Origin of the sequence: Pectobacterium atrosepticum (assembly GCF_000740965.1) — a bacterium.
GTDB classification, from domain to species: Bacteria; Pseudomonadota; Gammaproteobacteria; order Enterobacterales; family Enterobacteriaceae; genus Pectobacterium; species Pectobacterium atrosepticum.
In genome coordinates this window covers 4,305,867-4,329,967 of record NZ_CP009125.1, presented here as the reverse complement: position 1 = coordinate 4,329,967, position 24,101 = coordinate 4,305,867, and the positions used below count along the sequence as shown (strand labels likewise).

The window sequence follows — 24,101 nt, the reverse complement described above, 5'->3', positions numbered from 1 at the left end:
TGACGAATACGCCACGCCCGACATAGGGCAGCTCAAACGCCGCTTGCCCTATGTACCCAGGCTATTGGCTGAAATCCTGCCGCTACGCGGTGCCTTCGGAATCATTGAACGCTTATCGAGTCGCCAGTGACGCGTTCCCTACGCGGCACTGGCTTTCGCGACGTCCTGTCGCTCACTCGGCGTTCACTGATACCTCAGCATGATTTCTGATGCCAGTCAGAGAACCTTACCTACGCGAGCGAAGGTGTTCAGGATTTAGAATACACATCAATGAGAATACTTATCAGTCTTATTGATGCGATTTCATGGTAATGGTAAGGTGAGTATCAATTAAGCAGAAAGTGCTTTTCTGTTTTTATTCCACGCTATTCCCGATAACCGCAGGCCTGATTCTGGGCGTTAAACAGGATGAGGGTATCTTCCAGGCTCATGTTAAAACGACTCTTTTCCATTGAGGATTTCTTCGAAATCGGTGAACGTTACGGGATTGACTACCATTTCCCGCAGCTGTCATCTTGCCGCGATCGTACGAAAGAAAAGCGTATCGTTGTGCAGGGCGATGTCGAAGAGATGACGTTATCCTCCGGTATTTGCCTGACGAACTCTAACGTGCGCGTGTTGCAGCCTTACGAATCAACGTCTTTACACTGCTGCCCATTTTATACGCTGGTGGTGCTGGAAGGGTGCGTCGCGCTGCGCCTGAATGGTAAAGAGTTTGTCGTGCGGTCTGGTATGGCATTCAGCACCCGGTTGGGCGAGCCGCTCGTCATGAACGCCAGCCACCTTGCAGATCACCATCTCCGTACCGTGTCTCTGGGAATTTTCCCCGCGACTTTTGCTTTGGAACCGCTGTTGGGCTTGTTGTTGAACGAATGGGAGCAGAGCGGTAATCCGGCCTTTTTATGGCAGGTTCCCGGCTATTTGTTATCTGGGTTACAACATGCGCTTGAAAACACCACGCCGGGATTATCGCGCCAGCTTATGCTGGAAGGGGTGATGCTACAACTGCTGGGGCATGGTTTGTCATTTGGGCAACGTGGGGGAGAGCGACGCATATTGCCCCCGCCCGGCGAACAGGATCGGCTGGAGAATGTTCGGCGACTTCTGGCGCAACAGCCTGAAAAAGAGTACACCCTCAATGAACTGGCGCAACTGGCTGCGATGAGCACCAGTAGCCTGCGTACCAAGTTTCGTCAGGTATATGGTCATTCTGTCTTTGACTATCTGCGTGACTGCCGGTTGGAGCTATCCCGACGCTATCTGGCGCAGGGATATAGCGTTCAGCAGGCCGCCTGGATGTCGGGTTACCAGCATGCGACCAACTTTGCTACGGCTTTCCGGCGACGTTACGGCATTGCACCGAGCGATGCGCGCATCGCCAGCTAACACTCCCTTTCTTAATCAATGCATTGACCCTTGTTTACGCCAGGCATTGCCACTTTGCTGCCCGCCGCGCGTCTTCCCGCTGAGTTCCCATTTTGTCATTGCGCATACGTAAGCCGTCACTGCGCATAGCTATCGTTAGACCAAAAACAGTAATAATTCTTATTTACAATAATAAGGTCTGTGGAGATTCCCATGTTTAGAAAAACGCGGCTGGCGCTGGTGGTTGGCTGTTTCACCAGTGGATTCACTGTGTCGGCACTCGCGCAGGATACGCCATCCTCCCCTTCTCAGGGCGATACGTTAGTCGTGACGTCTCAAATGCAACGCGGTGCGACCAAGCTGGAAACGCCCGATATTGAGACTCCTCAGGCCGTTTCTATCATTACGCGCGATCAGATTCAGGAGCAAGGGGCGACCAGCGTTCGTCAGGCAGTTGGCTATACGCCGGGCGTGTTCAACAACCAGATTGGTGCCTCCAACCGCTTTGATTACATGGTACTGCGCGGCTTTTCTGACGGCAGTCTGGATAACGTCTATCTCGACGGCCTGAAGATGATGGGGGATACCAACTCCCATAGCTCGCTGGTTATCGATCCGTGGTTTCTTGACAGTATCGAAGTGGTCAGAGGCCCAGCGTCCGTACTCTATGGGCGTTCTTCACCGGGCGGGATTGTGGCGCTGAATTCACGTCAACCATCGTTCGAACGCAGCGGCCAGATTAAACTGTTTGCGGGCAATAATGCGCAGCGCGGTGCGGCATTTGACGTTACCGGTCCGCTGGACGATGACGAGCGGTTTGCGTTCCGTCTGGGCGGGATCGTGCGCGAAGCCGATACGCAGTTCAAAAAAACCAAAGAAGAGCGCTATGCGATCGCGCCTAGCCTACTGTGGCGGATTTCCGACAAGACGCGTCTGGAATTGATGGCTTACCTGCAACGCGATCCTGAAGGCGGTAGCCACTCAGGTTTACCGTATGAAGGCACTGTGGTGGCGCATAACGGGCGGAAAATCTCTAATACCTTCTATGAAGGGGAAGAGAATTATGAGAAATACGACCGTAAGCAAAACATGGTGGGATACAACTTTGAGCATGGTTTCGATAGCGGCTGGGCAGTGCGTCAAAAGCTGCGTTACCTGCGTACCAAAGTCCATTTGGATCAGGTGTACGCCTATGGTTGGACGCAGCCGAGCGCCGATACGCTGACTCGCTACTACTCGGGTTCCCGTGAATCGCTGTCCGCATTAACGTTAGATAATCAGCTCGATGGCAGCGTGGATACTGGCGCGGTCAACCACCGTCTGCTGGTGGGGATTGATTATCAGCAACGCCACAATGACGTGGACTGGCCTTCTGGCTCATTCCCGGCAATTGATGCTTTTAGCCCCGTTTACGGTTCTGGACCAACAGCAATGTCTGGCACGTTGGAAAAACACAAGCTGCAACAAACGGGCATTTATGTACAGGATCAAATGAGCTGGGAGCGCTGGCGCTTAACGTTGGGTGGTCGCCACGATCAGGTGAAAGTGACCCACATTGACCAGACCAAAGGGACACGCAGCGAGTTGGATAAAAACAATTTTAGCTCTCGTGCCGCCTTACTCTATCTGTTTGATAACGGCTTTGCGCCGTATGTCAGCTATTCCACTGCCTTTACGCCGACCAGTTTCGCCGATGATAACGGTAACGTGCTGGATCCAATGAAAGGCAAGCAGTGGGAAGCAGGGATGAAGTATCAACCTGAAGGTTCTCAGGATCAGTACAGCCTGTCGGTGTTCCGTATTAATCAGAAAAATGTGGCGACAAAAGTTCAGCCTAACGACCCTTACCGTTCCATTGGTGAAATCGAATCGGAAGGGGTAGAGCTGGAGGCAGTGAGCCATATTACTGATAACTTGCGTCTGCAAGCGGCTTATACCTATACGGATATTCGCTACAAGAAAAGCAGTGCAGCTGAGCAAGGAAAACGTGCGGTGTATGCGCCACGCAATCAGGCCAGCGCTTGGGCCAGCTATGATGTGAAAAGCGGTCCTCTGGATGGCCTGACCATTGGCTCCGGCGTGCGTTACGTGAACGGTGTGACCTCCGATCGTGCCAATACCCATACGTTGCCTTCTTATACGCTGGTGGATATGGCGGTGGGATACGACCTCTCGAAGGTGGGTCTGAAAGGACTGAGTGCACAGCTTAACGTCAACAACCTGACCGATAAACGCTACGTAGCGGCCTGTAACTCGCTGGAGTTCTGTTACTTCGGTGCAGAGCGCAGTGTGGTCGGCAGCGTTTCTTATTCATTCTGATAGTGTGCTTGTGGCGATAAAATGAAAAGCCGAGGAAACTCGGCTTTTTCACATCATCTATTAGCTAGCGATCAATACAGGTCGATGGCTTTCCACCACAATAAACCCGCTCCCATAAAGATCGCCTGATTCACCAGACTGACGACAAAGCCAGTGCGCCACCAGACGGCGGTGGGCACGTAGCCAGCGCCGAATAGGATTGGGCCGCGAGCGTGAGTATATTGCGTCAGCGAGCAGTACAGGCTGCTGGTAAACGCCAGCATGAACGCCATCGGTACGGCTGGAATGTTCAGATTGATCCCGACACCGAGGAACACTGCAAAAAGCGCGGCGATCTGCGCATTGCCGCTGGCGAAGAAATAGTGGGTGTAGAAATAGGCGGCGTTCAGCAGTAGCAGCACCAATACCCAGCTTGTTCCCTGCATCAAATGGCCAATATTGCTGCCGATGAGATCGCCGAACCAGTTAGTGAAGCCGAGCTTTTTCAACTGATTCGCCATCATCAGCAGGGCGGCAAACCAAATCAGCGTATCCCAGGCACCTTTCTCGTTCTTCACGTCTTCCCAGCTTAGTACGCCGGTTAGCAGCAGGAAGGAAAGCCCGACGAATGAAGCGGTCGTGGCATCCACACCTAAGCGGTCGCCAAAAATCCACAGCACCAGCAGCAGGATAACGGTGAATGCCATGAGCCATTCGCCACGACTTATACTACCCATCTTTGCCAACTCAGCGACGGCCAATTTTGGCGCATCCGGCGTATGGCGAATTTCTGGCTTGGTCAGCCAGTAAACGAGCAGCGGGACAATCGCTAAAGAGATCAAACAGGGGACGAGCGCCGCCAGAAACCAGCTTCCCCAGGTAATGGTAACGCCTGCGTTGGCTGCCAGTTTTACTGCTAGCAGGTTGCCGGTGTAGGCGGTCATAAACATTGCCGCCGTCACGTCGTTAACGTTACCGATACAGGTGATTAGGAAGGTCCCAATTTTACTGCGCGACGCGTCTTCCGGCTTGGAATCGAAGCTGCGCGACAGCGAATCGGCAATGGGATAAATAATCCCGCCACAGCGTGCAGTGTTGCTCGGCATCGCGGGAGAAAGCACCAGATCGGCAAAGGCCAGACCGTAAGCCAGTCCGAGCGTGCGCTTCCCAAGTAGGCGAATCATCTGCAAGGCGATGCGGCGGCCCAGCCCCGTTTTGATAAAGCCGCGTGCGATCATGAAGGCCACAACAATTAGCCAGATTAACGAGCTGTTCAGATCGCTGAGTGCAGTTTGTATCGCGCCGCTGGCCGTTTTATCACCCGCTGCGTACGTCAGGGCAAAGAGCGTGATACTGATAATACCGATAGCCCCAATCGGGAGAACGTTAGCGACAATGCAAACGATTGTTGCCACAAAAATGACGGCGGAATGCCAGGCTGCGGGGTTTAGGCCTGCTGGGGGTTCCATTTGCCAAAAAAAAGCGGCGATGACAAGGATAACGATCATCGCGAGCCAGTTCAGTCCATACGAGGTTTTGGTCTTCATCCATTTTCCTTAATCGGGATCAGCAGGGTTGTACGGATATCTAACCCATAATGGTTATAGCGATAAAAAAGAGCATAGCGTTAACGGGGAAAGGCATGAGGTGAAATTGTCGGCTTATTGATTTGGATTCTGTTTTTTAAATATTGTCAGTTAATTAACTTTAATCATTAATTGATGTTACGTGATTTTTCTCTGACGCGGGCTGACTCGCAGTACCGCCAGCCAACATCTGGTAAGATGGTTGTTCATTACCTCATCAATACACTGTATTTCATCAAATCATGGTTTAACTGGAGGCGCGGACTTTTTGTTAACACTGTTGAATCTCCTCTCTGCAATTGCGTTACTGGTGTGGGGCACTCACATTGTGCGTACCGGTATCATGCGGGTTTATGGCACTCAATTACGGCGGGTTCTCAGCGATAGCGTTGAGAAAAAACCATTGGCTTTTATGGCCGGCATTGGCGTAACCGCGTTGGTGCAGAGCAGCAATGCGACCGCTTTGCTGACCACCTCTTTTGTCTCACAGGGCTTGGTGGCATTAACGCCTGCGCTGGTGATTATTCTCGGGGCGGATGTCGGTACGGCACTGATGGTGCGAATTCTGACATTCGATCTGTCCTGGCTTTCTCCGCTGCTGATTTTTTTTGGCGTGGTATTTTTCCTCAGCCGTAAACAGATGCGAGTCGGCCAGATTGGTCGCGTGGCGATTGGGCTTGGGCTGATTTTGCTGGCGCTGGAAATGATTGTCGTTGCCGCGGCCCCGATCACGCAAACATCGGGCGTGAAGGTACTGTTTTCGTCATTGACGGGCGACGTCATGCTGGATGCTTTGGCTGGCGCGCTATTCGCGGTGATTACCTATTCCAGCCTGGCGGCGGTGTTGTTGACGGCAACCTTGACGGCAAGCGGCGTGATTTCGCTGGAAGTGGCGATGTGTCTGGTCATCGGCGCCAATCTGGGTAGCGGATTACTGACGATGATGAACACCTCGACGCAGAATGCGGCAGGTCGACGCGTGGCGCTCGGCAGCATGCTGTTCAAGCTGATAGGCTGTTTGGTCGTGCTGCCGCTGGTTGAGCCGCTTTCGCGCTGGCTGACGCGCATTCCGTTAAGCGCTGAAGAGTTGGTGATCTACTTCCACCTGTTCTACAACCTGATTCGTTGCCTGCTGCTGATTCCGCTTACCGGCGTGGTCGCACGCCTGTCCTGCGCGATGATTGCTGACTCGCCACAGGTCGACCTCCAGATGAAGCCTCGTCATCTGGATACCAGCTCACTGGATACACCGGCGTTGGCGCTAACCAATGCCGCGCGAGAAACGCTGCGAATTGGCGATGTGCTGGAGCAGATGCTGCGTTTGTACCGCGAAGTCTTGCAGGGCGACCATATGCAGCGGCGGGAGATTCGTCGGCTTGATGATGATGTCGATATCCTTTATACCGCGATTAAGCTCTATCTGGCGCAGATTCAGAAGGACGGGTTGGATGAACGAGATTCCCGACGCTGGGCTGAGGTGATTGAAGTGGCGCTGAATCTGGAACAAGCGGGGGATATTATCGAACGCATGGCTGATGACATCGCCAATCATTCATCTGGTGTACGTATGGCGTTTTCCGCACAGGGGCTGGAAGAGTTGAACCAATTGCATGAACAGCTGCTGGCGAATCTTCGTCTGGGGCTGTCGGTTTTCCTGTCGGAGGACGTCGCCAGTGCGAAACGCCTGCGCCGTGCTAAACACCGCTTCCGCATTATGAACCGCCGTTATGCCCATGCGCATGTCGACCGCTTACATCAGCACAACGTACAGAGTCTGGAAACCAGTTCGCTCCATTTGAGCTTGCTTGGGGACATGAATCGACTGAACTCCCTGTTCTGCGCGGTGGCGTACAACGTCTTGATTGTGCAGCAGGATGGGGACGAAGATCGCGAAGAATCACCGCTGACATTGTGATCCCTTCGGGGGAAGGTGACAGTCATCTTTATGCAGACTAAGAGACGGTTTCGTGCGCCACAATATTGCCATTCCATGCTACTTCGTAGCACACGCCCGACACGGGGCGGCTCAATCGCCGCTCGCCCTGTGACCCCTAGGCTTTCGGCGGAAATTATGCCGCTGACGCGGTGCCTTCGTCGATATCAGGCTTAATGGACCACTTGCGTCACGTTCCCGACGTGGCGCAAGCTTTCGCCGCGTCCATGCGGCTCATCCTAAGCCTGCTATCTCCTCAGCATAATTTTTGACGCCGGATAGGGGCAAAATTCGCGCTCACATAAAACGTGACTAAGAGACAGATAATTTACTCGAACAGGCTGCGGTGCAGCGTCTGCACCACCCGCTCGGCGTCGTCACCAGGTACCAGGAAGCACAGGTTGTTGCTGCTGGCGCCGTAGCAGATCAGGCGAATGCGGAAAGGCTCCAGCACGCCAAACACTTCTTTCCCTACGCCACAGGCCTGAGACAGCTTGTTGCCGATCAGCGCGACCAGCGACAGATTCTCTTCAACCTCGACTCGACATAGCGATGACAGCTCGGTCAGCAAGGCGCTGGACAGCAGACTGCCGCCCGTTGAGGTGGAGCCGGTCGTATCGAGCGTGAGCGCGACGTTGACTTCTGACGTTGTGATCAGGTCAACGGAGATGTTGTGGCGTGCCAAAATACTGAACACTTCGGCCAGAAAACCGCGTGTGTGCAGCATGTTGAGACTGTGCAGCGTGAGCAGCGTTTGCTTACGACGTAGCGCCAGCGCGCGGAACAGCGGTGGATTTTCGGTTTTATTGCACACCAGCGTACCGCCAGCAGCCGGATCTTTGCTGGAGCCGACGAACACCGGAATGTCGCTGCGAACCGCAGGTAACAGCGTGGCTGGATGCAGGACTTTCGCGCCAAATGTTGCCATTTCAGCGGCTTCTTCAAACATGATTTGATCGATGCGTTTCGCCGTCGGCACCACGCGTGGGTCGGTGGTATAAATGCCGGGAACGTCGGTCCAGATATCAATCCGGTTGACGTTGAGCGCTTCGCCTAGCAGCGCCGCAGTATAATCGCTACCACCACGGCCCAGTGTGGTCGTGCGGCCTTTCGCTTCGCTGCCGATAAAGCCCTGAGTAATCACCAGACCTTGTTCAAGGCGCGGCTGCAACAGGCTACGAGTCAGCTCACCCAGCACGTCGCAATCCGGCTGCGCACGGCCAAAGTGATCGTCTGTACGCATGATTTTGCGCACATCAAACCACTCTGCAATGACATCACGCTGGCGTAAAATTTCGACAAACAGCAAGGTGGACATCAGCTCGCCATGGCTGACCAGTTCATCGGTTAGCGCATTGGAAGTAGCCAGCGCTGCTGCTTCAGACAGCGTGGTGACGCTGTCTAGCATGCGGTCAATCTCATCGCGAATAACGCTTTGATTGGTCAGCCTGTCGATGATGGCGTATTGAATCTGGCGGATCTTCGCCAGATGTTCAGCGCGCGTTTCTGGAGTTTGACCTTCTGCGAGCGCGACCAATAAATTGGTAATGCCAGCCGATGCCGACAGCACCACAACGCGTACATTTGGATTAGATAACACCACATCAGCGCTGCGGTTCATGGCGTCAAAGTCCGCGACGCTGGTGCCGCCAAATTTGGCAATAACGGTAGCGTTCGCGTTTGCGGATACTTCAGTTGCAGACATGTCAAAAAACCTCGTGTCAGGGGTAGGCTGTTTTCAGTAAACAGCATTCCATTAATCAGCCTTGGCACAGGGGGAGAGCAGAAGTAGGGGGCAGGCGTAGAAAATGACTACGATACACCCAGAAGCGCTCCACCTTGCTGGACGTCCATCAGGACGAATCCGGTGACAACCCAGAGGATTCAGCCTCTGTAGTCGATAGGGTGAAAGCCGTATTTCACCGCATCTCGGCGTCGCTCCCCCTCGGATATCATCAGCGGATTACGGTTCCTCCGATATCTTACCTGGGCGACGCGCCTCTTCTGGCTTGCACACCGAGTGTGCAAGTACGGTGTTAGAAATAACGGGTTATGCGGTTTCTGTCAATAAACAATCTGTCAGTAAACTACAGGTCATGAACCGCATTTAGCAAGAAAAGGGATCTCAATTGGGATTTTAAGGGATACAATCGATTCAGTCACTTTGAACTCATGCTTAGAGAGAAAGTCGCATTATGAAAAATATCAATCCAAGCCAAACTGCTGCCTGGCAGGCATTACAAACCCATTTTGACGCGATGAAAGACGTGAAAATCAGCGAGCTGTTTGCGCAGGATAGCGACCGTTTCGCGCATTTTTCCGCGACGTTCGACGATCAGATGCTGGTGGATTACTCCAAAAACCGCATCACGGCGGAAACCATGGAAAAACTGCACGCGCTGGCACGGGAAACTGACCTGCCTGCGGCGATTCACGCCATGTTTGCGGGAGAGAAAATCAACCGCACGGAAGATCGCGCCGTTCTGCACGTTGCCCTGCGTAACCGTAGCAACACGCCGATTCTGGTGGATGGCAAGGATGTGATGCCGGAAGTCAACGCGGTGCTGGCGAAGATGAAAGATTTCAGCGAACGCGTGATCGGCGGTGAGTGGAAAGGCTATACCGGAAAAACGATTACCGATGTGGTTAACATTGGTATCGGCGGTTCCGATCTGGGGCCGTTCATGGTAACGGAAGCGCTGAAGCCTTATAAAAACCACCTCAACATGCACTTTGTCTCCAACGTTGACGGCACGCATATTGCTGAAACGTTGAAGCCGCTGAACCCAGAAACCACGCTGTTCCTTGTTGCCTCTAAAACCTTCACCACGCAGGAAACCATGACCAACGCGCATAGCGCGCGCGACTGGTTCCTGAAAACGGCGCAGGATGAGAAACACGTTGCCAAGCACTTTGCCGCGTTGTCTACCAATGCGAAAGCCGTCGGCGAATTTGGTATCGATACCAACAACATGTTCGAATTCTGGGATTGGGTCGGCGGACGCTACTCCCTGTGGTCGGCGATTGGGTTGTCGATCATTCTTTCTCTGGGCTTTGATAATTTTGAAAAGCTGCTTAGCGGCGCGCATGCGATGGACAAGCACTTTGCTTCCACCCCTGCGGAGAAAAACCTGCCCGTGTTGCTGGCGCTGATCGGCATTTGGTACAACAATTTCTTCGGTGCAGAAACCGAAGCGATTTTGCCGTATGACCAATACATGCACCGCTTTGCTGCCTATTTCCAACAGGGAAATATGGAATCCAACGGGAAATCTACCGATCGCAACGGTAATCCGGTGGATTACCAGACTGGGCCGATTATCTGGGGTGAACCGGGTACGAACGGCCAGCATGCTTTCTACCAGTTGATTCATCAGGGCACCAAGCTGGTTCCGTGTGATTTCATTGCGCCAGCGACCAGCCATAACCCATTGAGCGATCACCACAGCAAACTGCTGTCGAACTTCTTTGCGCAGACGGAAGCGCTGGCGTTTGGTAAGAGCCGTGAGGTTGTTGAAGCGGAATTTACGGCGGCAGGCAAAAGTGCAAAAGAGGTGGAACACGTTGCGCCGTTTAAAGTTTTTGAAGGCAACCGTCCGACCAACTCCATCCTGCTGCGCGACATTACGCCATACAGCCTAGGCGCGTTGATCGCACTGTATGAGCACAAGATCTTTACTCAGGGCGCGATCCTGAACATCTTCACGTTCGATCAGTGGGGCGTGGAGTTAGGTAAGCAACTGGCAAACCGTATTCTGCCAGAGCTGGAAAGTGACAGTACGATCGACAGCCATGACAGTTCCACCAACGGGCTGATCAACCGCTTCAAAGCGTGGCGTAACTAATCGGGCCTGTGCCCTTTGTTTTTTCAATCGCAAGGAGGAAGACATGCAGGTTCGTATTTTGTTGGGTCTATCAGCGGCAGTTTTACTGGCTGGATGTAGTAGCAACAGTCAACTCAGTACCGCTGGGCAGGCCGTGACGTTCACGGATACCAAACCAGGAAGCGAATGTCAGCTGTTGGGGCAAGTTAGCGGTAGTCAGTCTAACTGGCTGGCGGGCAACCATAGCGACGGTAGTTCTATGCGCGGTGCGGCAAACGATCTACGTAATAAAGCGGCGGCGATGGGCGGCAATACCATCTATGGTGCCACCAGCTCGAGTGAAACCTTCTGGTCAAGCTTTGCACCGCTAGACAGCAAGATGAACGGCAGCGTTTACAAGTGTCCTTAAGCTAAAGAGAAACCGGGTGAGGGTGGGGAAACAACCTGCTCTCGCCTCGTTTTTACCCACTCGATCACTCAGCGTCGTCCTGATGCTGTTTCATCCCTAAATCAAGCGGTGTTTTACTGGCTTCGCCACCGATTTCCCGCGCTAGACGGGGCACGAGATAGCCGGATACCTTCTTCATTAGCGCTTTGACTAAGACGCGAGCTTCGTTGTCATCCACCAGAAAATGAGCAGCACCCTGTACCTTATCCAGTACGTGCAGGTAATAAGGCAAAATTCCTGCGTCAAATAATGCATTGCTGAGTCGAGCCAACGTCTCTGCGCTGTCATTCACTCCGCGCAGTAGCACGCTTTGATTGAGCAACGTCACGCCTGAGCGGCGCAAACGCGCCATACTTTGTGTTAAATCAGGATCAATTTCCTGCGGGTGGTTAATATGCGTCACCAGCAGCACCTGAAGTGAACTGCGGGACAAACGATCGCACAGTGCATCGGTAATGCGTGCGGGGATCACCACAGGCAAGCGACTGTGAATGCGCAGGCGTTTCAGATGCGGGATGTGTTCCAGTTCGGTGATCAGCCAGTCCAGTTCGTGGTCTTTGGCCATCAGCGGGTCGCCACCGGAAAAAATGATTTCATCCAGTTCAGGGTGTTGGCGGATATAATCCAGCGCCTGAAGCCAGTTTGCCTTGTTACCCTGATTATCCTGATACGGGAAATGGCGGCGGAAGCAGTAGCGGCAATTTACCGCGCAGCCGCCTTTAACTAGCAGCAGGGCGCGGTTGTGATATTTGTGCAATAGCCCTGGGACGACGCTGTGTTGCTCATCAAGTGGGTCATGAGTGAAGCCCGGGGTGACAATAAATTCCGCACGCGCGGTCAGAACCTGTAGCAATAACGGATCGTCAGGATTACCTTTTTGCATCCGGGCGGCGAATGCGCGTGGTACTCGCAGAGCAAAAAGCCTACGTGCATCATTGCCTTGCCGGAGTTTAGCGTGATCGTTCAGTGCCAAAAGTTGCAGTAATTCATCAGGATCGGTAATTACGTCTGCAAGTTGCTGCAACCAATCTTCTCTGGAAGGTATATTTAGGGTTACAATGTGTGCCATTTTTTGGCTTCGTACCAGTATTAAAATTATAGAGGGCCTTTATGGCGACTTATTCTAGCAACGATTTCCGTTCCGGTCTTAAAATCATATTCGAAAGCGAGCCGTATGCCATCGAATCCAGTGAATTTGTGAAGCCGGGTAAAGGCCAGGCTTTTGCTCGTGTAAAAATGCGTCGTCTGTTGACGGGCTCTCGCGTTGAAAAAACCTTCAAGTCTACCGACTCACTAGAAGGTGCAGACGTAGTAGATACCAACATGAACTACCTATATAACGACGGTGAGTTCTACCACTTCATGCACCCTGAGACGTTTGAACAGCATCAGGTTGAAGAGAAGACCGTTGGTGATTCTGCAAAATGGCTACAAGACAACGCAGAATGTATCGTTACGCTGTGGGATGGCCGCCCGATCACCGTTCTGCCGCCGAATTTCATCGAAGCTGAAATCACCGATACCGATCCGGGTCTGAAAGGCGATACCGCAGGGACGGGTGGTAAGCCAGCGACGCTGAGCACCGGCGCCGTGGTTAAAGTGCCATTGTTCGTACAGATCGGCGAAGTTGTCAGAGTTGATACGCGTTCTGGCGAATACGTTTCACGCGTTAAGTAATTAATGCGAAAAAAGCCGGCCTTCAGTGAAGGCGGCTTTTTTAATTCATATTTTCCTCTCTAAAGTTCCCCGTTGCTTTGCTCTTCATCCGAAAAAACCTCCACAAGAATCAAAATTGGCTACGCTTAAAAAGCAGTCCTTTCGTACCGTTGAAATCCTATTCTCATAAAGAAGGAACCGAGTATGTTGAAGAAAGCATTTGTTGCCATTTTCTCTCTGGTTATTCTCTCCGCAGTGGTTGGGTGTAATACCACCCGAGGTGTTGGGGAAGATGTTGAAGCGGGTGGGAAGGCCATCCAGCGCAGTACCCAATAGCCCTACGTGGGAAATAAGTCGTAATAACTTTTCCGAGTGGAAGAAAATGCCGTGATGGTGTTTTCTTCCCTGCGGCGAGATAATGCAAGGGTGGATCACTCGGAGAAGTAATAATGTCGCCTCTTTTCATTACTGTCGGCATGCTGACGTTGAGCAATATATTTATGACGTTCGCTTGGTACGGGCATTTGCGCTATTTCAGCGGCCGAACCTGGATAATTGCTGCGTTGATCAGCTGGGGGATCGCATTATTTGAATACCTCTTGCAGGTACCGGCAAATAGGATTGGTTATCAGGTAGCCTCCGCGGGGCAATTGAAAATATTGCAGGAAGTGATCAGCCTTTCCGTATTTATCCCTTTCTCCATATACATTTTAAAAGAGCCGTTCCGAACCGATTATATCTGGGCGGGCTTGTGCCTGCTTGGCGCGGTTTTCTTTATGTTCCGCGATAAGATTATGGGATAACGCTATACCCGTCATACTTCAAGCTGCTTGTGCGTTAGCAATACTCGGCTCATCTCTGAGCCTCGTAACGCGAATTATTTAGGGTATAACCGTTTCATCTACAGTCAATATGCTCAGATTACTGATTGACCCAGATCAGTGCCTCTGTCGGGAAGCCGTAGCGTTTGGCTGTGGCGACCAGTTTGTCGCGCGTCGCCGCATCCAACGTTGGCGTGCGTGAGAGAATCCATAGGTAGTCACGGTTTGGCCCACAAATCAGGGCGTAGCGGTAGTCGTCATCCAGTTCAATAATGTTGTAACCGCCATAGAACGGCCCGAAGAACGACACTTTTAGCGCGCCACGCTGAGGTGACCCCGTGAAATACGCTTTCCCGATACTTTCTTTCCATTCCTGTTTTTCGATGTTAAAGCCACGATTAATCACCTTGATACCGCCGTCATCCCGTGGGCTGTAGGTTGCCGTCACACGTTCCAGATTGCGCTCAAAGCGGTGATCGAGGCGGGCGATTTCATGCCAGGTACCGAGGTAACGATTAACATCAAAATTTTCCACGACGGTGACGTTATCGGGGGGCGTCACGCTACAGGCGACGGAAAAGAGTGCCACTAGCACAGCAATGCATGCTTTCCCGCATCGTCTGATTTTAAGGGTAAGAAGCTTGAGGAAAGTGGTGTTAAAGCGAATAGTGTTAAAGGGAATCATATTGACGTCTCATCATTTTCATCTTTGTTCCAGTGTAGACGATGGACGTGGTCAGGCGGGGAAATAATACGGCCTGCATTGCGCAGGCCGTTAAGTACGGTGTTACATTTGCAGCGTTATACCTACAGCGTGACGACACCGATGACGGTAACCACGGTCAAGATTGCTGCCAGACCATAGAACACCCATTTCCCAGCAGGAACGTGGATTTTCAGGTCGTGCATCGCGTGGTGGATACGGTGCAAGCCACACCAGAGCGGTAACACAATCATCAGCAGCAAAAATACGCGGCCGATAAAGCTCTGGCTGAATGCAGCGATGCGCTCATAGGTTAACGCGTCCGGGAACATCCCCAGAGGTAGCATCACACCGACCAGCAGGATGATTACCGGAGCGAAGAATGCGCTCCACATCCCACCAGCGCCGAACAGGCCCCAGAAAGGAGGTTCGTCAGAACGTTTTGGCGTTGGGTTAATCACGTTATTTCTCCTGCTCAGAATAGTAAGGCGATCGCCAGAACGGCTACGGTTACCACCACGGTGACAGCCCAAAGCCCTTTAATAATTGGCTCCGGCCCCATTTTTTCGTCTTTAATGACGATAATGCTCGCCTTCGGTGCCAGCTCAAACCAGGTTTTGGTGTGCAGCGCAGCAGCCAGCAGGGCAACGATATTGATCAGCAGTACCAGCGGGTTTTGCAGGAAGCTGACGAAGTTTGCCCAGCCTTCTGGCCCATTTTTCAGTGCGAAGATCCCGCACATCAGTATGATGCTGAACCAGACGGCAGGAACGGCAGTCCCTTCACGCAACATATAAAAGCGGTAAAACCCCAGATTTTTCCACCAGGTCGGCGACATGCCGCGAACATACGCTTTACGTTTAGATGTCATCATTGTCCCTCCCTTATTGTGGTTTCAGCATGGCGATCATGAAGTCTTTAGCGCTTTCGACTTTGCCTTGCTGGATGGCAGCAGCAGGGTCGACGTGCTTCGGACACACTTCTGAGCAGTAGCCCACAAACGTACAGGACCAGACGCCGTTATTGCCGTTCAGCTGCGCCATACGCTCTTTCTTGCCGTGATCGCGATTGTCCAGGTTATAACGGTGCGCCAGCGTAATCGCAGCCGGACCGATGAACTCAGGGTTCAGGCCGAACTGCGGACACGCCGCATAGCACAGACCGCAGTTAATACAGCCGGAGAACTGGTGATACTTCGCCATTTGCGCTGGGGTCTGGTTATTCGGGCCGTCAGCGGGTTTACGATCGTTGCCGATAATATATGGCTTGATGGCTTCCAGACTCTCGATGAAGTGGGTCATATCGACCACCAGATCGCGCTCGATAGGGAAGTTGCCCAGCGCTTCGACCTTCAGACCGTTTGTGTATTCACGCAGGAAGGTTTTACAGGCCAATTTTGGGACCTTATTCACCATCATGCCGCAAGAGCCACAGATCGCCATACGACAGGACCAGCGGTAAGAGAGGTCCGGTGCCAGGTTATCTTTGATATAACCCAGGGCATCTAGCAGGGAAGTCTGCGTGTTGTACGGGACGTCGAATGTCTCAAAATACGGTTCGCTGTCCTGTTCAGGGTTATAGCGCATGACTTCCATTTTCAGGGTTTTGATCATCTCAGCCATTCGCCTGCTCCTTCTTGCCAGCTTCCTGCACATCGCCTTCTGCACCGTATACGCGTTTGGCCGGTGGCAGTTTGGTAATCTTCACATCGCTGTACTCCAGACGAGGTGCCCCTTCCGGGTTATAGAACGCCAGCGTATGCTTCAGGAAGTTAACGTCATCACGCTCGGTGCAGCCGTCATCCAGACGCTGATGCGCGCCGCGAGATTCTTTACGGTTGATTGCCGAGTGCGCCATACATTCCGCAACATCCAGGCTGTGACCCAGTTCAACGGTGTACAACAGATCGGTGTTGAACACGCTGGAGCGGTCGGTGATTTTCACGCGTTTAAAGCGTTCTTTCAGCTCCGCCATCTTATCGACGGTTTTTTGCATCAGATCAGTGGTGCGGTAAATACCACAGCCTTCTTCCATCGACATGCCCATTTCGTCGCGGATTTTCGCCCAGCTTTCGGTGCCTTCCTGATTCATCAGGTCATGCAGACGCTGTTCGATGTCGCGCGTTTGTGCGTCCAACGCTGTACCGTTGGCTGGTGCAGTTGCCTGTGCGCGTTGTACGGCTTGCTCACCAGCAACGCGCCCGAAGACCACCAGTTCGGCCAGCGAGTTGGAGCCCAGACGGTTCGCCCCATGCAGACCAACAGAAGAACATTCGCCGACGGCGAACAGACCTTTGATGCGGGTCTCGCAGTTCTGATCGGTTTCAATGCCGCCCATCGTATAGTGCGCGGTAGGACGGATAGGAATCGGCTCTTTCACCGGATCGACGCCAACATAGGCTTTTGCCAGTTCGCAGATGAACGGCAGACGTTCCTTGAGTTTTTTCTCGCCGAGGTGGCGCAGATCGAGGTAAACCACATCGCCCAGCGGGGTTGAGACGGTACGGCCTGCGCGCCATTCGTGCCAGAACGCCTGCGACACTTTATCGCGCGGCCCTAGCTCCATATATTTGTTTTTCGGTTCGCCCAGCGGCGTTTCCGGGCCCATGCCGTAGTCTTGCAGATAGCGGTAGCCGTCTTTGTTGACCATGATGCCGCCTTCGCCGCGGCAGCCTTCGGTCATCAGGATACCGGAACCGGGCAAACCGGTTGGGTGATACTGCACGAACTCCATATCACGCAACGGTACGCCGTGGCGGAACGCCATGCCCATGCCGTCGCCCGTGACGATGCCGCCATTGGTGTTGTAACGGTACACGCGACCTGCGCCGCCTGTTGCCAGTACCACGGCGTTAGCACGGATCTGAATCAGTGAACCTTCCATCATATTGATGGCAACGATACCGCGCGCCTGGCCGTCATCGACCAGAACGTCGAGGACAAAGTGCTCGTCGAAACGTTGGATTTGTGGGTATTTGAGGGAAGTTTGGAACAGCGTATGCAGCATGTGGAAGCCGGTTTTATCGGCGGCAAACCAGGTGCGTTCAATCTTCATTCCGCCAAAGCGGCGAACATTGACAGAACCATCCGGTTTACGGCTCCAGGGGCAGCCCCACTGTTCCATTTGAATCATCTCTTCTGGGCAGTGTTTGACGAAGTGCTCAACAACGTCCTGTTCACACAGCCAGTCGCCACCGGATACGGTGTCGTTGAAGTGATAGTCGAAGCTATCGTGTTCCTGAGTCACTGCGGCTGAGCCACCTTCTGCAGCCACGGTATGGCTACGCATTGGGTAAACTTTTGAGATCAGCGCGATTTTCAGTTGGGGGTTGGCTTCCGCGGCAGCTATTGCTGCTCGTAGGCCAGCACCCCCGGCCCCGATAATGGCCAAATCAGCATTAAAGGTTTGCAATGCATTCCTCCAGTTATTTAAGTTAATTAAGTTAAAATAAAAAAATAATATCTATTCGTTTCTGTCTTTATATCTGAGCTTAATATCAAACCCACTTAAAATTGTGTGATAGACGTATAAAGAATAGATAAACCTATAATTTTTGTGTGGGAATGATTATACCGAATTATAGGTAGGTGAAATTTGATGTGATCCTGCATTTTGTGGTTTTTTCAGCGAGTACCGTATTTATTGATAAAAACGTGATCGAAAGGCTTATTTACGGGGAAACGATGCTTTTATTTCTTTAATAACCCTTTTGAGAGGGATATAAAAAAATGATTCACTGGATATAATTTACGGATGCTATCTTTCTGCTGCCCCAGAAAGGGTAGGACATGCCTTGTTGAAAAGCGCATCTGGCTTTTTCCCGCTGGAAATTTGGGCTGATGCGGGTAGACTGCACCCCCTGTTTGACTTTGGAGTAAGAACCATGAGCGAGACGACAAGTTGGCAACCTAGTGCTTCTGTCGCTAATTTGTTGAAACGAGCGTCGATAGTTGCTGCTGTTCGACGTTTCTTCACCGATCGTGGAGTGTTGGAAGTCGAAACGCCAGCGATGAGCCAGGCGACGGTGACGGATGTTTTCTTATACCCGTTCCAAACCCGCTTCGTTGGTCCTGGGGCTGCGGATGGCATGACACTGTATTTGATGACCAGCCCGGAATACCATATGAAGCGTCTGCTGGCTGCTGGCAGCGGGCCGATCTTTCAGCTGTGTCGCAGTTTCCGCAACGAAGAATCGGGCCGACACCACAATCCAGAATTCACCATGCTGGAATGGTATCGCCCTCATTATGATATGTACCGCCTGATGAATGAGGTCGATGACCTGTTACAGCAGGTGTTGGATTGTGAAAGCGCGGAAATGCTCTCCTATCAGCAGGCATTTTTACGCCATCTGGAGATCGATCCTCTGTCTGTTGATAAAGCGCAACTGCGCGAAGCGGCAGAAAAACTCGGGCTGGGCGATATCGCCTGTCGTGAAGACGATCGCGATTCGCTGGTGCAGATGTTGTTCACCTTCGGCGTTGAACCGAACATCGGGCGCGACAAGCCAGCGTTTGTCTACCATTTCCCGGCCACGCAAGCCTCGCTGGCAGAGATCAGCTCGGAAGACCATCGCGTTGCTGAGCGTTTTGAAGTCTATTTCAAAGGGATTGAGCTGGCGAATGGCTTCCGCGAATTGACCGATGCCGATGAGCAGCGTCAGCGCTTCGAGCAGGATAACCGCAAACGTGCTGCGCGTGGTTTATCGCAACAGCCGATTGATGAAAACCTGCTGGCGGCGCTGAAAAATGGTCTGCCAGAGTGTTCCGGTGTGGCGCTGGGTGTGGATCGTTTGATCATGCTGGCGCTGAAGGCTGAGAAGCTGAGTGACGTGATTGCGTTCTCCGTAGAGCGCGCGTAGCAATCGTTATGTAATCAATCTGTATGTAATCACAATCCTGATGCAGGGCGGTGCCACATCTGGCCGCCGCCCGTTTTCCTCTCTTATAAGCTGCCCGGCGTCCGCTGCCGTGGTGTCAGCGTTTTTCCACTGCGCGACAGATTGTCCATTTTCACCTGGAACGGTGGGAAAGGAAGTTCCAGATTATGCTTGCGGTAGTTTTCCAGAATCAGCTGATGAAGTTCGTGGCGCAGCGGCATACGGTGCCCCATTTCGGCGGCGAAAACACGCAGCTCGAAAATCTGAATTCCCTGTTGCAGGTCAACCAGGAAAGCTTCGGGTTCTGGTGTATCGAGGATTAGTGAACAACGCTTCACTGCGTCCATGAGCAGCTCTGTGACTTCCTGACTGTTCGCATTCGCCGGAGCAGGCACCGTCATCACAACACGCGTAACCGAATCCGACAGCGACCAGTTGATAAACTGCTCGGTGATAAACGCCTTGTTCGGAACAATGATCTCTTTGCGATCCCAGTCGGAAATCGTAGTGGCGCGGGTATTAATGCGCATGACGCTACCCGTGAGATCGCGAATCGTAACCGTATCGCCGATGCGGATCGGTTTCTCGAACAGAATGATCAGGCCGGAGATAAAGTTGGCGAAGATTTCCTGCAAACCAAACCCAAGCCCTACACCCAGCGCAGCAACGAGCCATTGCAGTTTCGACCATTCGATCCCAATGAGTGAGAACCCCATCAGGCAGCCGATCAGCATCAGAATATATTTGCTGATAGTGGTAATGGCATAGCCGCTGCCCGGCGACAGATCCAGATGTTGCAGGATCGCCAGCTCCAGCAGGGCGGGCAGGTTACGCACCAGCTGCGCGGTAACAATGAAAATCAGAATGGCGATGAGCACGGACCCCAGCGTAATCGCCTGCACGCTCTCCACGCCTTTGACCGTGCTAGAGACATCCCACAGGCTGATATTTTCCAGGAATGCGAAGGCCGAATGGATTTCTGACCACAGCGCGATCACAGAAACCAGCGCGATCAGCGTCAGAATGGATCGTACTAACTGCAAGGATTTGGCGCTGATAGCATCCAGATCGACAACAGGTTCTTCCACGGCTTCCGAGCTGCTTTCATGGGATGATGCAGACTGCGTATCTTCTTCACCTTTGGCACGCTGCGCCAGAATTTCCGAACGCCGTTGCTTGGCGCGGTCGAAGGCGATGCGACGTCGCTGAATCAGCATCCAACGGCGAATAATGTGGTAAACCACCAGCAGGAAGAACCAGATGGAGACGGAGGTTTCCAGTCGCGCTAACAGCGCCTGTGCGGTCGCCAGATAGCCGATGCAGGAGGCCAGCGCGGCAACCAGTGGCACACCAATGAGGATGTTCCACATCGCGCGGTTAACGGAATTTTCTCCCGAGCCTTCTTTATCCAGATATAGCGGGATACCGGCGCGTTTTAATCCGGCGGTGACCAGACTCAACGCCATACAGAGAAGGATGAAGCAGAGCCGCCCCAGCGTGCTGGAGAATTCGCGATCGTTGAGTTTATCGAAGGTAATCAGCGCCATAATCAGCGGCACGATAAAGGCGATGGAGAGGCGATAATAGCGCATCGCTCTGGCTACGTGCTCTGGCGACCAGCGGAAGTGGACAATAAACAGCCCCTGTGGGTGCGAGAACGAGGCGCTGATCATCACCAGCCACATTAACGGCACGGTGGCGGTCACGCTGTCGCCGATGGCAACAGCAATCGGGTAAGGCCAGGCGTTTTGCAGCCCGTATCCTAACGCCGCCCAGAGCACCGGCAGCGGCAGGGCAGTAAGGAGGGACCAGAATACGGTACGCAGCGTCAGCATAAAGTGATCGAGCGTGACCTTGCCGACACGGCTGCTGGCGCGTTCCATAAAGGCATGATAATGACGGCGGGAGCTTATGCTGAAGCCCACCAGCAGCAATGCGCCCATCAGCGGCAACACGGTTTCCTGACTGGTCACCATCATCACGAGTGCGCTACCCAGTTGCGTCAACGTATCCAGTGACAGCAGACGCGTCAGATCCTGCACCAGGTTGAGCGGATAGGCGAACGTCACGGGCTCAACATCAGCGACCCAGAACAGATCGCGGTGGGCCGCTTCGCGTGTTTCGGTCAATGCATCCGCCAACTGGTTATTGGCGACTTTAAGTTTGGTCAATTCGAGTATCTGTGTGTCACAGCCGGAGATCAGCGAAGTCAGCAGATCGCGCTGGGTGCGCATCTGATCGGTCAGAATACGCTGCTGTGCACTGGTCAACGGATCGCCGTTATCTTGTTTGACGTTATCAATATCTTGCGGTTTATTGATCAGGTCTTCGAAGTGCAGGCGCTGTACGCGCAGCTGCGCCATGTCGCTATCCAGCAACTGAGGTTTAGGCATTTCCGGCAGGCGAGCGATCTGGGCGCGTAATGTTTCTCCCAATATCGGTGAAACACCGAGCCACTGTGCCTGTTCGCGAATGGTACTCAGCGCCTGACGAACCTGAATTGTATGCGTCGCTGCCTGACGTTGCTGAGAGGCGATAAGGTCCATCCGCTGCGCCTGTTGATTCAGTGCGACGGAGAGCTCACGGTTAATCTGTAACTGCTTGCTGATGACGGCGGGTAAATCACCACTTTGTTCAGCGAGGAGCTCTGTGCGTTCTAATGCCTGCTCGGCTTCACGCTGGCGCAGGTTGTTGAGTCGGCTGCGTAGATCCTGTTGCAGCAGATCCAGCCTGTCGTGACGCTTTTTATACAGCTCGACGCGTAAACGAGACAGCTCCTGACGGTTACTGGCTGAAAGCTGCGCCAGCTCCAGTTCATCCACCCGGCTTTTGCGCAGTGCGGATTCGGCCTGAAGTGCGACGAGCTGCGCTTGCCCCAGCGGGGCAGCGGGCGTACCGAGAGACTGAATACGGCGTTCCGCATCGCTTTGCATTCGGCTAGCTTCAGTTTGCTGCTGCGGAAGCTGGCTCAGTGAATCGCCAATTTCACGCAGCCGATCCTGTTCCTGCTGGAGCTGGCGGGCCTGTTCCAACAACTGGCTGCTTGTTTGCAGCAACTGCTGTTCGAGATCGTTGCTGGAGAGATTCTCTGAAATCGACGACGATTTGCCATCTTCTGCATTAAGCTGGCGACGTAGCTCTTGAACCAGCTTGGGGAAATCATCAATGACGCGCTGATACTGTGTGGCGCGTTCCTGCGCCTCTTTGCGATCCTGTAAGGTATTCAGTGCAGACTGATATTCCTCGACGATTTTCGCCTGATCGGCCGCGCCTTTATTGGCTTCCGCCTGCTGTAGCTGCTGGCGTAACTGAGCCTCATTGGGCACAGAGGCAGCCAACGCGGCGGTTGATAATAAACATCCCAGAAGAAAAGTCAGAATCAAACGCACGTTAGCTACCTTTTACAAACAACACTTTTACAAGCGACTAAAGTCGGACATTATTTACGGTGCATCGGGCTTGTGGCCCGTCTGACCGGATACTTCTGCCGCAGGATTTTGCCCATCGGCCTGAACAGGCTCAGACGTTGCAGCGACAGGCGGTTGTGCTGCATCGTTTTCTTCCAGCTCGGTTCCTTCTGGGAAGACAACAGGCGTTTGCTCATCCTGACGGACTTCGGCAAACGGTTCACCCATACGGGTCACGCTCATGGTATTAAGATGTGCGGCAAACTGAAGGTCGCCTGCGGTAAACAGGTTAATCACGGTTGAGCCCAGTTTGAAGCGACCCATTTCTTCGCCTTTCGCCAGTACGACCGCGCCTTCTTCGCCCGCCTGCGGGTAAGTCCAACGCTTGATGATGCCTTCGCGCGGTGGCGTCACCACGCCTGCCCATACGGTTTCGATGCTGCCGACAATGGTTGCACCGACCAGAATTTGTGCCAGTGGGCCAAATTCAGTATCAAACAGGCAAATGACACGTTCGTTACGAGCGAACAGATTCGGCACATTATCTGCCGTCAGCAGGTTGACAGAGAACAGGTCACCCGGGACGTAAATCATTTCGCGCAGCACGCCGTCACACGGCATGTGGAGGCGGTGATAATCTCGAGGCGAAAGATAAATGGTAGCAAATAGGCCGTCGCGGAACAGATCGGCCATCATATAGTTGCCAGCCAGCAGCGCTTCTAAGGTGTAGTCGTGATTCTTCGCCTGAATCAGCTTGCCGTTGGTAATCGGGCCAAACTGCGACAGCACGCCGTCTGCGGGCTGCACCAGACGATGCGCATGTGGATCGACAGGGCGAATGCCAGGACGCAGTGGGCGAACGAAAAATTCGTTAAACGTGCGATAGGAGGCGGTATCCGGTTGCAACGCTTCCTGCATGTTGACGTGGTATTGGCGGACAAACAGGTCGATCACCAGCTTGGTGAGTTTTCCTGCACGCTTATTTGCTCCCCAGCCCGCTAAGCGGGTCAGCCAGATCTTGGGAAGCCAATACTGTAATTTGATTTTGATATTATCCAGCACAGTGAGCCTCTTGGATTAATAGTGCGCCATAAAAAAGCTGTCTGGGGAACACGCTTGACACTGCCAGCGGTAACCCAGAAAGGGAGTAAGCGGATTCACTTACCCTCAAAGGGGGCGCA

At 53.0% G+C, this 24,101-nt stretch carries 19 protein-coding genes and 1 riboswitch; of the genes, 9 read left to right on the top strand and 10 right to left on the bottom strand.

Annotation, left to right across the window (positions count from 1 at the left end; genetic code table 11):
* Positions 1–429: 429 nt before the first annotated feature.
* Together GZ59_RS19105 and foxA are read left to right on the top strand one after the other, a co-directional pair.
* Positions 430–1,386 (top strand): helix-turn-helix transcriptional regulator, encoded by a 957-nt coding sequence (locus GZ59_RS19105; protein ID WP_011095480.1) that lies wholly within the window; start codon positions 430–432, stop codon positions 1,384–1,386.
* A gap of 192 nt (positions 1,387–1,578) precedes the next feature.
* Complete coding sequence (foxA, locus tag GZ59_RS19100) at positions 1,579–3,684, top strand: ferrioxamine B receptor FoxA (protein WP_011095479.1); 2,106 nt, start codon at positions 1,579–1,581, stop codon at positions 3,682–3,684.
* A gap of 71 nt (positions 3,685–3,755) precedes the next feature.
* Here foxA and GZ59_RS19095 read toward each other — a convergent pair whose 3' ends face one another.
* Positions 3,756–5,210, bottom strand: coding sequence for a DASS family sodium-coupled anion symporter (locus tag GZ59_RS19095; protein WP_011095478.1), 1,455 nt, complete (start codon positions 5,208–5,210; stop codon positions 3,756–3,758).
* A gap of 307 nt (positions 5,211–5,517) precedes the next feature.
* Here GZ59_RS19095 and GZ59_RS19090 point away from each other — a divergent pair, with 307 nt between their 5' ends.
* Positions 5,518–7,164 carry a Na/Pi cotransporter family protein gene (locus GZ59_RS19090; RefSeq protein ID WP_011095477.1) on the top strand — a complete coding sequence of 549 codons (1,647 nt, stop codon included), beginning with the start codon at positions 5,518–5,520 and terminating at the stop codon, positions 7,162–7,164.
* Between the two features lie 346 nt (positions 7,165–7,510).
* Here the strand turns inward: GZ59_RS19090 and lysC are convergent, their stop codons facing one another.
* Positions 7,511–8,887, bottom strand: coding sequence for a lysine-sensitive aspartokinase 3 (gene lysC, locus GZ59_RS19085; RefSeq protein WP_039293920.1), 1,377 nt, complete (start codon positions 8,885–8,887; stop codon positions 7,511–7,513).
* Positions 8,888–9,001: 114 nt separating this feature from the next.
* A riboswitch (Lysine riboswitch) is annotated at positions 9,002–9,194 on the bottom strand.
* A gap of 183 nt (positions 9,195–9,377) precedes the next feature.
* Between lysC and pgi the strand changes: the two genes are divergently transcribed.
* Together pgi and GZ59_RS19075 are read left to right on the top strand one after the other, a co-directional pair.
* Positions 9,378–11,027, top strand: coding sequence for a glucose-6-phosphate isomerase (gene pgi / locus GZ59_RS19080; protein WP_039293916.1), 1,650 nt, complete (start codon positions 9,378–9,380; stop codon positions 11,025–11,027).
* Positions 11,028–11,070: 43 nt separating this feature from the next.
* On the top strand, positions 11,071–11,415 hold the full coding sequence (locus tag GZ59_RS19075) for a DUF4156 domain-containing protein (protein WP_011095472.1): 345 nt from the start codon (positions 11,071–11,073) through the stop codon (positions 11,413–11,415).
* A gap of 64 nt (positions 11,416–11,479) precedes the next feature.
* Here the strand turns inward: GZ59_RS19075 and epmB are convergent, their stop codons facing one another.
* Positions 11,480–12,523: an EF-P beta-lysylation protein EpmB gene (gene epmB, locus GZ59_RS19070; RefSeq protein ID WP_011095471.1), complete on the bottom strand. Its 1,044-nt coding sequence runs from the start codon at positions 12,521–12,523 to the stop codon at positions 11,480–11,482.
* Positions 12,524–12,564: 41 nt separating this feature from the next.
* On the opposite strand from epmB, the gene efp reads away from it, so the two are divergent.
* The 3 genes from efp to GZ59_RS19055 all read left to right on the top strand — a co-directional run bounded on the left by efp (position 12,565) and on the right by GZ59_RS19055 (position 13,913).
* Positions 12,565–13,131 (top strand): elongation factor P, encoded by a 567-nt coding sequence (efp, locus tag GZ59_RS19065; RefSeq protein WP_011095470.1) that lies wholly within the window; start codon positions 12,565–12,567, stop codon positions 13,129–13,131.
* A gap of 183 nt (positions 13,132–13,314) precedes the next feature.
* Positions 13,315–13,446 carry an entericidin A/B family lipoprotein gene (locus GZ59_RS19060; protein ID WP_011095469.1) on the top strand — a complete coding sequence of 44 codons (132 nt, stop codon included), beginning with the start codon at positions 13,315–13,317 and terminating at the stop codon, positions 13,444–13,446.
* A gap of 113 nt (positions 13,447–13,559) precedes the next feature.
* Positions 13,560–13,913 carry a DMT family protein gene (locus GZ59_RS19055; protein WP_011095468.1) on the top strand — a complete coding sequence of 118 codons (354 nt, stop codon included), beginning with the start codon at positions 13,560–13,562 and terminating at the stop codon, positions 13,911–13,913.
* Positions 13,914–14,031: 118 nt separating this feature from the next.
* Here GZ59_RS19055 and GZ59_RS19050 read toward each other — a convergent pair whose 3' ends face one another.
* The 5 genes from GZ59_RS19050 to frdA all read right to left on the bottom strand — a co-directional run bounded on the left by GZ59_RS19050 (position 14,032) and on the right by frdA (position 18,045).
* A complete protein-coding gene (locus tag GZ59_RS19050) occupies positions 14,032–14,616 on the bottom strand; it encodes a lipocalin family protein (protein ID WP_039293911.1) in 585 nt (194 codons plus the stop codon).
* Positions 14,617–14,738: 122 nt separating this feature from the next.
* Positions 14,739–15,095: a fumarate reductase subunit FrdD gene (gene frdD / locus GZ59_RS19045; protein WP_011095466.1), complete on the bottom strand. Its 357-nt coding sequence runs from the start codon at positions 15,093–15,095 to the stop codon at positions 14,739–14,741.
* Between the two features lie 14 nt (positions 15,096–15,109).
* On the bottom strand, positions 15,110–15,505 hold the full coding sequence (gene frdC / locus GZ59_RS19040; RefSeq protein WP_039295277.1) for a fumarate reductase subunit FrdC: 396 nt from the start codon (positions 15,503–15,505) through the stop codon (positions 15,110–15,112).
* Positions 15,506–15,518: 13 nt separating this feature from the next.
* A complete protein-coding gene (locus GZ59_RS19035) occupies positions 15,519–16,256 on the bottom strand; it encodes a succinate dehydrogenase/fumarate reductase iron-sulfur subunit (protein WP_011095464.1) in 738 nt (245 codons plus the stop codon).
* Positions 16,249–18,045 carry a fumarate reductase (quinol) flavoprotein subunit gene (frdA, locus tag GZ59_RS19030; protein WP_011095463.1) on the bottom strand — a complete coding sequence of 599 codons (1,797 nt, stop codon included), beginning with the start codon at positions 18,043–18,045 and terminating at the stop codon, positions 16,249–16,251. The genes GZ59_RS19035 and frdA overlap by 8 nt, the downstream gene beginning before the upstream one ends.
* A 472-nt stretch (positions 18,046–18,517) precedes the next feature.
* Between frdA and epmA the strand changes: the two genes are divergently transcribed.
* Positions 18,518–19,495 (top strand): elongation factor P--(R)-beta-lysine ligase, encoded by a 978-nt coding sequence (gene epmA / locus GZ59_RS19025; protein WP_011095462.1) that lies wholly within the window; start codon positions 18,518–18,520, stop codon positions 19,493–19,495.
* An 83-nt stretch (positions 19,496–19,578) separates the two neighbouring features.
* On the opposite strand, the gene mscM is transcribed toward epmA, so the two are convergent.
* Both mscM and asd read right to left on the bottom strand, forming a co-directional pair.
* Positions 19,579–22,902: a miniconductance mechanosensitive channel MscM gene (mscM, locus tag GZ59_RS19020; protein ID WP_039293907.1), complete on the bottom strand. Its 3,324-nt coding sequence runs from the start codon at positions 22,900–22,902 to the stop codon at positions 19,579–19,581.
* Between the two features lie 54 nt (positions 22,903–22,956).
* A complete protein-coding gene (gene asd, locus GZ59_RS19015) occupies positions 22,957–23,982 on the bottom strand; it encodes an archaetidylserine decarboxylase (RefSeq protein ID WP_039293904.1) in 1,026 nt (341 codons plus the stop codon).
* Between the last annotated feature and the right edge of the window lie 119 nt (positions 23,983–24,101).